General features: G+C 62.6%; 14 protein-coding genes. 11 read left to right on the top strand and 3 right to left on the bottom strand.

The window, feature by feature from the left end; all coding sequences use genetic code 11:
- Nucleotides 1–139: 139 nt before the first annotated feature.
- Nucleotides 140–403, top strand: a complete 264-nt coding sequence (gene grxC / locus NMQ14_RS16395; RefSeq protein ID WP_257097835.1) for a glutaredoxin 3 — start codon at nucleotides 140–142, stop codon at nucleotides 401–403.
- Between the two features lie 77 nt (nucleotides 404–480).
- Here the strand turns inward: grxC and NMQ14_RS16390 are convergent, their stop codons facing one another.
- Entirely contained in the window at nucleotides 481–1,437 is a 957-nt protein-coding gene (locus tag NMQ14_RS16390) for an HD-GYP domain-containing protein (RefSeq protein WP_257097834.1), read from the bottom strand.
- Nucleotides 1,438–1,832: 395 nt separating this feature from the next.
- Here NMQ14_RS16390 and NMQ14_RS16385 point away from each other — a divergent pair, with 395 nt between their 5' ends.
- From NMQ14_RS16385 to NMQ14_RS16340, 10 genes are all read left to right on the top strand, one after another.
- A complete protein-coding gene (locus NMQ14_RS16385; protein ID WP_257097833.1) occupies nucleotides 1,833–2,174 on the top strand; it encodes a hypothetical protein in 342 nt (113 codons plus the stop codon).
- 269 nt (nucleotides 2,175–2,443) lie between these two features.
- The gene (locus NMQ14_RS16380) at nucleotides 2,444–3,607 is read left to right on the top strand and encodes a PAS domain-containing protein (protein ID WP_257097832.1); all 1,164 of its coding nucleotides are present in this window, start codon (nucleotides 2,444–2,446) and stop codon (nucleotides 3,605–3,607) included.
- A 58-nt stretch (nucleotides 3,608–3,665) separates the two neighbouring features.
- Entirely contained in the window at nucleotides 3,666–4,253 is a 588-nt protein-coding gene (locus NMQ14_RS16375) for a TetR/AcrR family transcriptional regulator (protein WP_257097830.1), read from the top strand.
- A 66-nt stretch (nucleotides 4,254–4,319) separates the two neighbouring features.
- On the top strand, nucleotides 4,320–4,541 hold the full coding sequence (locus NMQ14_RS16370; protein ID WP_069038603.1) for a 4-oxalocrotonate tautomerase family protein: 222 nt from the start codon (nucleotides 4,320–4,322) through the stop codon (nucleotides 4,539–4,541).
- A 46-nt stretch (nucleotides 4,542–4,587) separates the two neighbouring features.
- Nucleotides 4,588–5,163, top strand: coding sequence for a carboxymuconolactone decarboxylase family protein (locus NMQ14_RS16365; protein WP_257097825.1), 576 nt, complete (start codon nucleotides 4,588–4,590; stop codon nucleotides 5,161–5,163).
- A gap of 82 nt (nucleotides 5,164–5,245) precedes the next feature.
- A complete protein-coding gene (locus NMQ14_RS16360) occupies nucleotides 5,246–5,851 on the top strand; it encodes a cysteine hydrolase family protein (RefSeq protein WP_257097822.1) in 606 nt (201 codons plus the stop codon).
- 30 nt (nucleotides 5,852–5,881) lie between these two features.
- Nucleotides 5,882–6,283 carry a carboxymuconolactone decarboxylase family protein gene (locus NMQ14_RS16355; protein WP_257097820.1) on the top strand — a complete coding sequence of 134 codons (402 nt, stop codon included), beginning with the start codon at nucleotides 5,882–5,884 and terminating at the stop codon, nucleotides 6,281–6,283.
- An 82-nt stretch (nucleotides 6,284–6,365) separates the two neighbouring features.
- Complete coding sequence (gene nrtS / locus NMQ14_RS16350) at nucleotides 6,366–6,611, top strand: nitrate/nitrite transporter NrtS (RefSeq protein ID WP_257097818.1); 246 nt, start codon at nucleotides 6,366–6,368, stop codon at nucleotides 6,609–6,611.
- A complete protein-coding gene (locus NMQ14_RS16345) occupies nucleotides 6,583–7,203 on the top strand; it encodes a hypothetical protein (RefSeq protein WP_257097816.1) in 621 nt (206 codons plus the stop codon). The genes nrtS and NMQ14_RS16345 overlap by 29 nt, the downstream gene beginning before the upstream one ends.
- The gene (locus NMQ14_RS16340; RefSeq protein ID WP_257097813.1) at nucleotides 7,196–7,570 is read left to right on the top strand and encodes a thioredoxin family protein; all 375 of its coding nucleotides are present in this window, start codon (nucleotides 7,196–7,198) and stop codon (nucleotides 7,568–7,570) included. The genes NMQ14_RS16345 and NMQ14_RS16340 overlap by 8 nt, the downstream gene beginning before the upstream one ends.
- 52 nt (nucleotides 7,571–7,622) lie before the next feature.
- Here NMQ14_RS16340 and NMQ14_RS16335 read toward each other — a convergent pair whose 3' ends face one another.
- Both NMQ14_RS16335 and NMQ14_RS16330 read right to left on the bottom strand, forming a co-directional pair.
- Complete coding sequence (locus tag NMQ14_RS16335; RefSeq protein ID WP_257097811.1) at nucleotides 7,623–9,044, bottom strand: DASS family sodium-coupled anion symporter; 1,422 nt, start codon at nucleotides 9,042–9,044, stop codon at nucleotides 7,623–7,625.
- Nucleotides 8,966–11,854 (bottom strand): adenosylcobalamin-dependent ribonucleoside-diphosphate reductase, encoded by a 2,889-nt coding sequence (locus tag NMQ14_RS16330; RefSeq protein WP_257097809.1) that lies wholly within the window; start codon nucleotides 11,852–11,854, stop codon nucleotides 8,966–8,968. The genes NMQ14_RS16335 and NMQ14_RS16330 overlap by 79 nt, the downstream gene beginning before the upstream one ends.
- Nucleotides 11,855–11,986 lie beyond the last annotated feature (132 nt).

The raw sequence follows: 11,986 nt of genomic DNA, 5'->3' as shown, positions 1-11,986 counted from the left end.
GTGTTGCCGTAAACCCTCGCTGTAACGAGGGCCGAATACAGTCCAGCGGACATCCATGAATTGTCTGAGCGGAAACGCTTCGCCGGATTTCGTTGTTCGGGTAGCTACACCGGATACATCCGCCTTGAGGAGATATGTCATGAACGAAGTGACGATCTACACCGCTGCGGGGTATGCCTATTGCGTGAGAGCGGAGCAACTGCTCCAGCGCAAGGGCGTGCAGCGCCTGAACAAGGTCCGCGTGGATCTTGATCCCGCCGCGATGGACCGGATGGTGCAACTGAGCGGGCGGCGCACCGTGCCGCAGATATTCATTGGTGCCTATCACGCAGGCGGCAGTGACGAGCTGCATGCCATGGAACGCCAAGGTCGGCTTGATTCCCGACTCGCCCGCCAGCCTTGAGAGCATCAATGCTGGCAGCGCCGGAAAGACTCGTGGATGCACTGTGTGCGCGGGCAACAGTTGCCGGCTCGAACATGTCAAGTCATGTTGCGTTCAGGGTACGCCGATAGGGGCGAAGTCGCCCCAGCGGTCAGGTCTGACGGCAATACTTCGACGATGCTCTCCACTGTTCTTCGAATCAGATCCGGGTCTCCTCGCGCTTGCAGCTGTTGGGGGCCACCTTTACGTCCTGTGGGCTGTGCGACGAGTGCGTGGCCGGATTCGATCAACTCAAACTCACCCGCACAGTTGCGGCAATAGACCCGATCACCGCTTTTGTCCGCACGCTGAAGTGCAAGCGTTGGTCCGCACATCGGGCAGTCCTGAAGCGGTATGCCCTCATCGCTGTGGCCGATGACATGATCAAGGAATCCGGCGTCTCCCAGTTCGATGACCAGGCCTGTGAGGTACGCGTCGAACTGCGTTCCTCGCTCGGAATTCAGGATCGAAAGCGCGGTGTTGCGAGGCATGCCAGGGCGGTAGGGACGGTGGCTTGTCATTGCATCGAATGCATCGCATATCCCCACGATGCGTGCCGCCTCCGGAATTGAAGAAGCCGCGAGACCTTGCGGATAGCCTTTTCCGTCCGGGCGTTCGTGATGGCAATGAACAGCCGCCTTGACCAGAGGCGCCAATGGGTGGCCTGCGAGGAGGCGAAGGCCGATGTCGGGGTGAGTCTTGATGTGGGCGAACTCGTCATCAGTCAGGCGATCCGGCTTGCGAAGCACCGCATCAGGCACCCCGATTTTTCCCAGGTCGTGCAGGAAGCCACCCAGCGCAATGCGCGCACTTTCGGATGCGCTGAATCCGGCTCGGTCGGCAAGAAAGTGACTGAGTCGCGATACGCGCCATAAGTGGCCGCCTGTATAGGGGTCTCGGGCTTCGACGAACCATGCCATCGTGAGCAGGCTGGCGAGCAGAGCGCCGGCAGGGCTTGGCGTCTCGTCTCTTGCCGCTGAGCCGGGCGCGGATAGGCCTTCAGTCTCTGCTTTCATGCGTTCCTCCTCATTCTTCGTCCTTGTTATGGCAGGCGCATTGCATCGAGGCAGCGTGAAGCAACGTCGATCAAGTGCTTGCCCACTCGCCATGGCGATACCAGGCAAAGAGAGGACCGATCCAACATGCGAAAGCTCACTGCGATACGGATCCGCACGCCCAGGGTGGCGTGTCGATCCACGGTATTTCGCGGGGCCACGATATTCCGCGGTCTGAAGAGCGCGCTTCAGGGATGCGTGAGCATTGCAAGTAATTGAAGATAAAGGAAAGTAAAGATTTCGACTGATCTGGCACGGACGGTGCAATAGGAAAGACGTCGAAAGCGCATTTAGCGCCTCCCCTTCTTCGAGGCGACACCGGGGAATGACCCCCATCTTCCTGAAAGGACAGTCAAATGAACAAGCTCTCCACCCTGATGCTCCTGATCGGCCTGTCGATCTCCGGCGCAACGCAAGCCGCGGGCGGCGCGTCTCACGAGTCAATGTATGAGCCGGGCTATCTCGATCGTCTGAGCAACGCGGCGGTCGGTTCGGGGCCTGCCGATGCCCAGCGCACGGCAGTGATCCATGAAACTCTCTACGATCCGGCATACCTGCGTGCGTTGTCGAAAACGCCGGCAGCCACGAGTCCGACCGGACCTGTCATCAATCACGAGTCAGCCTACGATCCTGCGTACCTGCGCACGATTACGCGCAACATCAATGATCCTGCGCACGACTACGTGCATCATCAATGATCCTGCGCACGACTACGTGCATCATCAATGACCCTGCGATCGCATCTTGATCACGCGTGACGAGACTCCCGTGGCTGGTCTTTCCGCCGGACCGTGGGAGCCCCGATACCTGTGCAAGCCGGGAGTGCTTTGTCTTTTCGAGAGACGATCTGCTTTCAGACCAAGACGCACGGTGTCCATTTGCTCGCCTCCCCTCCTTAGGCTGAAAGACATTCGTTGAGGCGTCGGCTCTGGTCGATTCCGTGAAAACTTTGTCGATTGGAGGGGGCGTGGATGTTCTCGCTCGCAGGCGCTTCTGGAATGAGGTAAGTCGTTTCGCTGACTGTCTGCTCAAAGACCGTGAATACGAGGCGCCCACACGCGGGACAAGCGCCGAGCGTCATTTGTTGATCGCCTTGCGTGAAGGGTTGCTGCGGTTGCGCACAAGAGTGACCTTTTTCGAGGAAGAGCACGCCGTGGGGCAAATTCTGCTTCGCGATGCGTTGAATCAACTAGATGAGCTCATCGGCATCGTGGAATCGATCAACACCCGTGCGACGCTCCTTGAGAAAGTTGTCGGCGCGGCAATCTGGTCGATGATTCCTGGTCAATGCGCCGTCCTCGATCCTTCGCATCCGGTTCAATGGTCAGACGCACTTCGCAGGATGCTCGGCTTCTCGGGCCGGGAGGACTTTCCGGATGTGCTGGGCAGCTGGATTGACCTGATTCACCCCAATGACCGGTCGTCTGCCCTGGAGACCCTGACCGTTCAGTGCAACGGGGAGTGGGAAGGCGTTTGGCCGGATACCTTCATCCGATTGGCCGCAAAGGATGGTGTTTATCGTTCGTATCGGAGCCGTGTCGCGCTCTCACGTAACGCTTACGGCCGGCCCACCTTGCTGCTCGGTGCAATTGAAGATGTCGAGCAACAAAGGTTGGAAAGTCTTCAAGTGGAGGATGCCCTGGCGCGTTTCGATGCGGCAAATGTCATCGTCACCCAAGGCAGCTGGGACATGAGAGTCCATCAGGGGGATCCGCTATCTGTCCTGAACTGGGTCGAGTGGTCACCCCAATTCAGGAAACTGCTCGGATATCAAACCGAAGTCGAGTTTCCCGCCTCCGTTGAGAGCTGGGTATCTCGATTGCACCCGGAGGACAAAGCGCGTGCGCTATCGAGCATTCGAGACCTCCAGAGCGGTGAGATCACCTCGAACGTCGAATATCGATTGCGCTGCGCCGACGAGCACTTCCGGCTGTTTCGCGCCACCCATGTGGCGAAGCGCTCGACCGCCGGCGTTCTGCTGCGGGTGGTTGGAGCCTTGACGGCGATGGATCGTGGGCTGTCACTGGACCAGTGCGTTTTGTTCGCTCGCGAGTCCGGGGTATTGAATCGCAAGACTGCCTGGGCAGAGGCTCACAGAAAGGAAGGGAGACCGGTGCTCGGAGAGGGATGAGACAGCACGATCCTTACGTCACCGTTGACATATGAACCGATAGGTCCATAATGGATTCATGAGCCAAGGACGTCCCCTCGAATTCGATCCCGAAGTAGCTTTGCAGGCAGCCATGGAGGTGTTCTGGGCCAAAGGGTATGAGGCGTCGTCACTGCAAGACCTGATCTCGGCCATGCGCATCTCCAAGAGCAGCTTCTATCAGGCTTTCGGAAGCAAGCATCAACTGTTCGAGGCGTGCCTGGTGCGGTTTCGGGAGCAGCAGGTCGAGCGGATGACCGTGGCGCTGGATGGTGCTCAATCGGGCATGGCGTTCCTGCGGTTCTTTCTGGTGTCGCTTGCCGACGAGGTCCGCACGACAGAGCCCTCCAAAGGCTGCCTGATCATCAATACGGCAACCGAACTGGCAGGCCGGGATCCGTCGGTTGCAACGCTGGTTCAGCAAGGCACGTGCGCGTTCATGGCAATACTCGAACGAGCGGTGAAGCGAGCGCAGAAGGAAGGAAGCGTTGGCAAGCAGAAGGACCCGAAGACGTTGTCGCAGTTTCTGCTGGCGCTGCTGGCAGGCATGAAGGCCATGGTCAAGGCAGGGGCAAGTGCCAGGACTGTGGAGGATGTCGCCGAGGTTGCACTGAGTGCACTGAAGTGATTTTTTTTGCCCAATTATGGACCGATCAGTCCTTAAGTTAGTTCACGAATCGAAAGGAAACAAACCATGCCACTCGTACAGATCAAGGGCGTAAGCGGCTACCTGTCGCTGGAGCAGAAGCAGGAAATCATCAGCAAGGTGACCGAAGCCGTACTGTCCGTCGAAGGTGAGGCGCTGCGCCCGGTGACTTGGGTGCTCATCGAGGACGTGCCGTCCGGCGCGTGGGGTGTGGGCGGCCAACCCGTCTACACCGAAGACCTCCGTCAGATGACCGGCCGCTCGTCCTGAGCGCCCACTCGCTATTCACTTCATCGCTCAATCGAAAGGAAACCCAATGCTCGCCGAACACAAACTGGATCTGCCCGCGCAGTCAATCGAAACGGCTGACCCGGCCCGCAAGGCAGTGCTTGAAAAGGCATTCGCGCAAGTCGGCTTCATCCCGAACATGTACGCCCTGATGGTCAATTCACCGGGCCTGCTCAATACCTATCTCGACGGCTACGCGGCATTCCGCAAGGACTCGGGTTTCACCGGCCCCGAGCAGGAGACGGTCTTCCTGGTCATCAGCCGGGAAAACGGGTGCGAATACTGCATGGGCGCCCACTCCATGATCGCCGAAAAGATGTCGGGCCTCGCCTCCGACTCGCTGGCTGCGATCCGCGCCGGCGCGCCGATTCCGGACGCAAAACTTGCTGCACTCGCAGCTTTCACCAGCACGATGGTGAACAAGCGCGGCCTGCCCTCGAAGGAAGCCGTCGCAGCGTTCCATGCAGCGGGCTACACCGATCGGCACATCCTGGAAATCGTGCTCGCGCTGTCGGTGAAGACGCTCAGCAACTACGCCAATCACCTGTTCCACACCCAGCTCGATCCGATGTTCGAAGGCCACCGCTGGACCTCCGGAGCTTGACGCTTTCAGGGAGCTGTCCGGCACCGCGCCGGCGCTCCCTGCCTCTTTTGCATCACCTTATGACCAAAGCTGGAGATGACTGATGGCAACCCCGAAAGCCGCGCTGGTGCTGATGGAACTGCAGAACGACTTCCTGGCACTTGAAGGCAAGGCGTATCCGCTGCTCAAGACTGTTCTGGAAGAAAACAACGTCGTTTCGAATCTCAATGCGCTCATCCGTGGCGCACGGGAACTCGGCATGCCCATCATCCACACACCGATCGAGTTCTCGGAGGACTACCGGGAGATGGGCGCCGACCCCTACGGCATTCTCAAGATCGTGAAAACGCTTGGCGCATTCCAGCGCGGCACGTGGGGCGCACAGATTGCCGATTCGATCGATCGCCACCCGAGCGACATCATGATCGAGAACAAATCGGGCATTGACGCCTTCTGCGGCACCCGCCTTGATCAGGTGCTGCGCGCCAAGGGCATCACGACCATCGTGCTGGCTGGCCAGCTCACCCATCTGTGCATCGAGTCGACCATGCGCTCGGCCTACGACAAGGGCTACCGGGTGCTGAGCGTGACTGATGCGACTGCGACCATCGGCATGGAGCAGTACCGCATGTCGGTCGAGCACAACTGGCCGATGTTCAGCCTGCCGGTAACGCACAAGGCGTTTTTTGGCCAGGCGGCCCGGGGCTGATGTCACAGCGCTGATTCCGGAGGATTCCAGATGACCACCATCCGCCTTGTTGACGAGCACAGCGCCTCACCGGAAGTGGCCGAAATCTTCGCCGACATCCGGGCCACGCTTCACATGCCCTATGTGCCGGCGCTCTTTCGCGCCATTGCACACAACCCCGCCTACCTTCGAGTGAGCTGGGAGCGGGTGAAAGTGGTCATGGGTCCGGGTCTGATCGACCGAAAGACCAAGGAAATGATCGCCACCGCAGTGTCGGCCGTGAACGGCTGCGATTACTGCGTCTATGCCCACAGCGCTGCACTGCGTGCCATGGGAAGCAGCGAGGCGGAACTGGTGGAACTCATGTCGGTGGTCGATCTGTTCAGCGGCTTCAACAAGATGCTCAACGGCCTGCAGGTTGAGCCCGACATCGGTGTGCGATCGCATTTGTGATGTCCAACGCCCACCGTGGTCGCCCGGGATGTCCGAACCGGGACGATCCTTCTTTACGCGTTCGGCGCGTGGATGACTTCGAATGACCACCATGTTCCTGAGTGCCCTGCGATCCGCATGCGATCGACAGCTCTTGATCACCGCCCTCAAGGTCAGCGCGGTCGTTGGAACCTTGCTCAACCTGGTCAATCAAGGCCCCGCCATCTGGCATGGAGAGGCCGTGGCCTGCTGGAGCATCGTGATGAACTATCTGGTCCCGTTCTGCGTATCGAGCTACAGCGGGACGCGAGTTCGGTTGGGTGCTGGCAGTGCTGCACGAAAGAAATAACAGCTGCGACGCCGCGAGTGTCGCCTTCATCGTCGTGCCCTCGCCAGGTGGGCGGCTCGACATGCAGGGTGCGCTGGTGCGTCTGCCCTGTAAGGCCTGCAGTACCGAGGTGGTACTGATCGCGGACCCCGCGGACCCTCCTGGTAATCTGCACGCCGCACCACCACGAATCAAGGCGAGCTACGCCATGGGCTCCACTGCGCAACGGATGAACGCGGCAGCCGCACTGTCACGCGCGGAATTGCTGGTGTTTCTTTCGCCGGGCACCGCGCTACCGCCCTTTACGGATCAGCACCTTGTCGCGGTCATCGGTACCGAATGCCGGGCTTGGGGCGTCCTCAGTCTTCGAGCGCCACCGCAAGGACTTCTCGGTCGGCTGGCGGATCGGATCAAGCGGGGCGTCTCATCCGGCAAAAATCCCTGTGCCAAGCCTGTCGCCGTCTTTGTTCGCCGGGACGCGTTCGACGCAGTGGGCGGGGTTCCTGCATCCGCCACCGAAGACGTGCTGGACGCCTTTCAAGTGAAGCTGAAATCCCTGTGCGCACCGCTTTGCCTTGTGCATTGGCCGACCGGGTGGCTCCCCCATGGCTAAAGAGTGGACCGTTTTTGTGCTGTGCGCCGAGTGGTGCGGTGTTTGCCGTGCCTTCCAGCCCGCCTGCCAGTCGTTCGTCCAGTCCAATCCAGAAGTAGGGCTGTACTGGATCGATATCGAGGACGAAGCGGATCGCCTGGGCAGCCTGGAAGTGGAAACGTTTCCGACCATCGCGATTGCCAGAGGCGCCGATCCGGTCTTCTTCGGACCGATGAAGCCGGATATGAGGCAGGTCGAGTCCTTGATGAATGCCAGCCAGGACAAGGCTTGGTGCTCGGAGGAAGGCCGTCAATGGGTGCGATACCTGATGGAGGCTTTTGCTCCACAGGGTGATGCAACACGTTCGCGACCCCCTGGAACAGCCTGACAATCGCAGGCGCTTTGCCAATCGGAATCTCGTCGTTCCTGGACTGCTGCCGTCACAGCACCTGTGCGTAAAGCGTGATGACGCCGATGCACACCGCGTTCAGCAGCAGTCCGCAGCGCATCATCGAAGCCGCCGACACGTGGCCGGTGCCGAATACCAGCGCGTTCGGAGGCGTGGCGACCGGCAGCATGAAGGCGCAGGAGGCGGAAATCGCAATGGCTGCCGACAGCGCGCGCGGATCGAGGCCGAAGTCCGGTGCCAGTGCGGCGAACACCGGAACCAGCAGCGCGGCGCTGGCGGTATTGCTCACCAGTTCGGTCAGCATGACGACGAAGGCGACGATGCCCAGCAGCACCAGCCAGTCGGGCGTGCCGCGCAGCAGCCCGGTCAGCGCGTCGGCCAGAAAGCGGCTGGCACCACTCGAACCCATCAGGGCGCTCAGCGCCAGACCGCCACCGAACAGCAGCAACACCCCCCACTGCGTGTGCGATTCGATGTCCGGCCAGTCGACGGCACGGCCGGCCACTAGCAGTACGATGGCAGCGAGCGCGACCACGGCATCGATGTCCTGCTCGACGCCCAGTGCGCGCGCCAGCGGCGCGCCGAACATCCAGCCCGATACCGCGAACGCGAACACCGCAGCCGTGGCGATGCGTCCGGGCGTCCAGCTTTCGTCGCCGTCATCCGCCGGCAGTTCGATGCGTCCTCCGAGCGCGGGCCGCAGCACGAGCCACAGCGTCGCCGCCATCAGCGGCAGCAATACGACGACCAGCGGCAGCCCGAAGCGCATCCATTCGGCAAAGCCGATGCCCGCCTGGGCGGCGGCGATGGCGTTGGGCGGGCTGCCGACCAGCGTGCCCATGCCGCCGATGCTGGCGCTGTAGGCGACGCCGAGCAGCACGAAAGTGCGTTCGCGCGGATCGGCCGTCGGGCCGAGCAGACCCAGTGCCAGCGGCAGCATCATGGCTGCGGTGGCAGTGTTGCTGATCCACATCGACAGCAGTGCCGTCAACGCAAACAGCAGGGCCAGCGAACTCGCCCGGCGACCGCCGGACAGGGCGAGCATCCGGCGGGCGAGCCAGCGGTCCAGCCCGTGCCGCGCGAGCGCCGCGGCCAGCGCAAAGCCGCCGAGGAACAGGAAGATGATGGGGTGCGCGAACGACGCCAGCGCCCTGGCCGGCGTCACACCGGCGAACAGTACCGCCAGCAGCGGCACCAGCAGCGCGGTCAGCGTCAGTGGCAGGGCCTGTGTCATCCACAGGGCGCCGGTCAGCGCAAAGATCGCCAGCGCGGCGCGCAGTGCGGGGTCGTCCGGGCCGAGCACGGCCACCGCAATGGCGAGCGTGACGCAGGCGGCGAGGCGCCACGGCCCGCCGGGCGCCGCCGCTGATTGCGTCAGCCGCAGCTCCCCACCGCGCCGCAGGCGGTGCAGAAATCGCAGCCGTCCTTGCGGATGACCGACTGATTGCCGCATTCGCCGCACAGCGCGCCCTGCATCAACCGGGGTTCGTCGTCGCCGCGCGGTGATTCGAGGATGCCCATTTCGCGCATCGGGAAGCCGGCTTCGTCGAGGATGCCCAGCATGGCGTAGCGGTGGATGATGAGCCGGGCGACGTAGGCGACCGTCGACGGCCAGTTCTGCTGGCGGCGGGTGCCGGGCACGAAGGCCATGAAGTCGCCCAGCGGTTCCGGATAGCTGATGAGCTTGCGCAGCTTCATGCCGATCCAGGCCGGGTCCATCACGCGCATGTCGAGCGCCAGGATGCGTGTCAGCCCGTCGAGCGCGCGCGGGTAATTGCCCGACAGCCACACCGAGTACGGGCGCGTTTCACCGCCCGGCAGCGTGATTTCCTTCAGGCCCAGCACGAAATCCTCGCCGGTGGCCGGGTTGCTGATGTCCACCGTCCAGCTCAGCGTGCCGTCGGTGCCGGTCTTCGGCTCCTGCAGCGCGAACAGCGTGTCGAGCACCGGTGTCGGCGCTTCGCGTTCGAGGGCACCGAGCTTGTCGCAGCGGTAGCGGATCACGTTGGCGAACGCGGCCACCACGCCGGGCATGCGGCGGTGCTCGCCACTGGGCGGCAGCGGCATGTCGAAACCCTGATCGCTGGCAGTGCGCGCCAGCACGTCGAGCTTGAGCTTGAGCCAGCCCGGGTCGTTGGCGCGCATGTCCATCGACAGCGTCTTCGCGACCGCACCCAGACCGCGCGGCTGGTCGGCACCATTGACCCACACCTCGAACGGCAGGGTCTGCATGCGGCCGTCCGGACCTTCGTTCTCGATATGGCCGACGAACAGCGCGAATTCGCCGCCCGGCGTCTTCAGCATGTAGGTCCAGCTCGGGTTGCCGTCCGGCATGTCGGGCCGGCCGGGCCAGCGCAGGCTGGACAGCACCGGCGCCGGCAGCGCGCCGATCGACAGGCGCTGGTTGGTGCCAGTGATGATTTCGACGTCGTGCGGCTGCTTCTTCTCTTCCGTCTTCGGCGCATCGACCGACAGCACGCTGCCCAGCACGCTGTTCGGCCGGTAGGTCGCGAGACCCTTCAGACCGGCCTTCCAGGCGGCGAGGTACAGATCCTCGAAGTCGGCGTATGGGTAGTCGGCCGGCACGTTCACCGTCTTGGAAATCGACGTATCTATATAGGGGGCGACCGCTGCGACCATGTCCTTGTGCGCGGCGGCGGAAATTTCCAGCGCGGTCACGAACCAGGGCGGCAGTTTGGTCACGTCGCCGCCGAGGTGCCGGTACATGCGCCAGGCGTAGTCCTCGACCGCGTATTCCTTGAAGGTGCCATCGGCCATGCGCTTCTTGCGCGTGTAGGTCCAGGAGAACGGCGGCTCGATGCCGTTGCTCGCGTTGTCGGCGAAGGCCAGCGAAATGGTGCCGGTGGGCGCGATCGACAGCAGGTGCGAATTGCGCAGGCCGTGCTTGCGGATCTGCTCTTTCACGTCGGCCGGCAGGCGCGACGCGAAGTTGCCGCCCGACAGATACATGTCGGCGTTGAACAGCGGAAAACTGCCGCGCTCCTTCGCCAGTTCGACCGACGCGAGATAGGACGCGTCCCGCATGACCTCGGAAATGCGCGACGCCATCAGCCGTGCTTCCTGCGTGTCGTAGCGCTGGCGCAGCATGATCAACGCGTCGCCCAGACCGGTGAAGCCGAGGCCGACCCGGCGCTTCGCCATGGCTTCGTCGCGCTGCTGCGGCAGCGGCCAGTGGGTCACTTCGAGCACGTTGTCCAGCATGCGGATGGCCACCGCGCAGACTTCGGCGAAGCCGTCGAAATCGAATTCGGCCGTTTCGCTGAACGGCTTCTTCACGAAACGGGTCAGGTTGATCGACCCCAGATCGCAGCAGCCATAGGGCGGCAGCGGCTGTTCGGCGCACGGGTTGGTCGCCTCGATGCTTTCGCAGTAGTACAGGTTGTTGTCGCGGTTGATGCGGTCGAGGAACAGGATGCCCGGCTCGGCGTGGTCGTAGGTCGAGCGCATGATCTGGTCCCACAGTTCGCGCGCCCGCGGCTTGGCATAGACCCACAGGCCGTCTTCGCGCTGATATGCGCCGCCCGCCTTGATGTCGCTGGCCGGTTCGGCCTTGTGCACCAGTTCGACCGTGCCGTCGGCTTCGACCGCCTTCATGAAGGTGTCGGTGACGCCGACCGATACGTTGAAGTTGGTCAGGTCGCCGCTGTCCTTGGCGTGGATGAACTGCTCGATGTCCGGGTGATCGCAACGCAGCACGCCCATCTGTGCGCCGCGACGGCTTCCGGCCGATTCGACCGTTTCGCACGAGCGGTCGAACACCCGCATGTAGCTCACCGGGCCGGACGCGCGCGACTGCGTGCCTCGCACGCGAGCGCCGACCGGGCGGATGCTGGAAAAGTCGTAACCGACGCCGCCGCCGCGTCGCATGGTTTCCGCGGCCTGCGCCAGCGCGGTGTAGATGCCCGGGCGCTGGTCTTCGATTTCGGTGATCGAGTCGCCGACCGGCTGCACGAAGCAGTTGATCAATGTGGCGGTGAGCTGGGTGCCGGCGGCCGAGCTGATGCGTCCGGCGGGCACGAAGCCCCGCTCCTGCGCGTCGAGGAATTTCGCTTCCCAGTGCGCGCGGCGGTCTTCCGCCTCGGCCTGCGCAAGCGCCTTTGCCACACGACGGCGCACTTCGGCCACCGTCGTTTCGCCGCCCTTGGCGTACTTTTCTATCAGCACTTCGCTGGAAATTTCCTGCTCGGGCAGGCAGGCGATTTTTTCTTCTTCGGTCAGCGGGACCAGATCGATCTGTTGCATGGGGTGTCTCCTGACGTCGTTTCACCGAACTTTACGCTTCGGTGACACGCCGCAACAGCCTTGACAGTCAGCCTGCCGGGCGGTCGTCCGCCTGCCGTCTGGTCTTGCGGTCGATGGCGACGGCGCGTTGCG

Origin of the sequence: Methyloversatilis sp. XJ19-13 (genome assembly GCF_024580155.1) — a bacterium.
In the GTDB taxonomy this organism is placed as follows: domain Bacteria; phylum Pseudomonadota; class Gammaproteobacteria; order Burkholderiales; family Rhodocyclaceae; genus Methyloversatilis.
Note: the sequence above shows the minus strand (reverse complement) of the source record. Positions and strands in the feature narration are given on the sequence as shown.

Excerpts from the sequence above, each read along its gene's own strand:
- grxC (WP_257097835.1), top strand. The coding sequence starts at position 140 with ATGAACGAAGTGACGATCTACACCGCTGCGGGGTATGCCTATTGCGTG.
- NMQ14_RS16390 (WP_257097834.1), bottom strand. The coding sequence starts at position 1,437 with ATGAAAGCAGAGACTGAAGGCCTATCCGCGCCCGGCTCAGCGGCAAGA.
- NMQ14_RS16385 (WP_257097833.1), top strand. The coding sequence starts at position 1,833 with ATGAACAAGCTCTCCACCCTGATGCTCCTGATCGGCCTGTCGATCTCC.
- NMQ14_RS16375 (WP_257097830.1), top strand. The coding sequence starts at position 3,666 with ATGAGCCAAGGACGTCCCCTCGAATTCGATCCCGAAGTAGCTTTGCAG.
- NMQ14_RS16370 (WP_069038603.1), top strand. The coding sequence starts at position 4,320 with ATGCCACTCGTACAGATCAAGGGCGTAAGCGGCTACCTGTCGCTGGAG.
- NMQ14_RS16365 (WP_257097825.1), top strand. The coding sequence starts at position 4,588 with ATGCTCGCCGAACACAAACTGGATCTGCCCGCGCAGTCAATCGAAACG.
- NMQ14_RS16360 (WP_257097822.1), top strand. The coding sequence starts at position 5,246 with ATGGCAACCCCGAAAGCCGCGCTGGTGCTGATGGAACTGCAGAACGAC.
- NMQ14_RS16355 (WP_257097820.1), top strand. The coding sequence starts at position 5,882 with ATGACCACCATCCGCCTTGTTGACGAGCACAGCGCCTCACCGGAAGTG.
- nrtS (WP_257097818.1), top strand. The coding sequence starts at position 6,366 with ATGACCACCATGTTCCTGAGTGCCCTGCGATCCGCATGCGATCGACAG.
- NMQ14_RS16340 (WP_257097813.1), top strand. The coding sequence starts at position 7,196 with ATGGCTAAAGAGTGGACCGTTTTTGTGCTGTGCGCCGAGTGGTGCGGT.
- NMQ14_RS16335 (WP_257097811.1), bottom strand. The coding sequence starts at position 9,044 with ATGCGGCAATCAGTCGGTCATCCGCAAGGACGGCTGCGATTTCTGCAC.
- NMQ14_RS16330 (WP_257097809.1), bottom strand. The coding sequence starts at position 11,854 with ATGCAACAGATCGATCTGGTCCCGCTGACCGAAGAAGAAAAAATCGCC.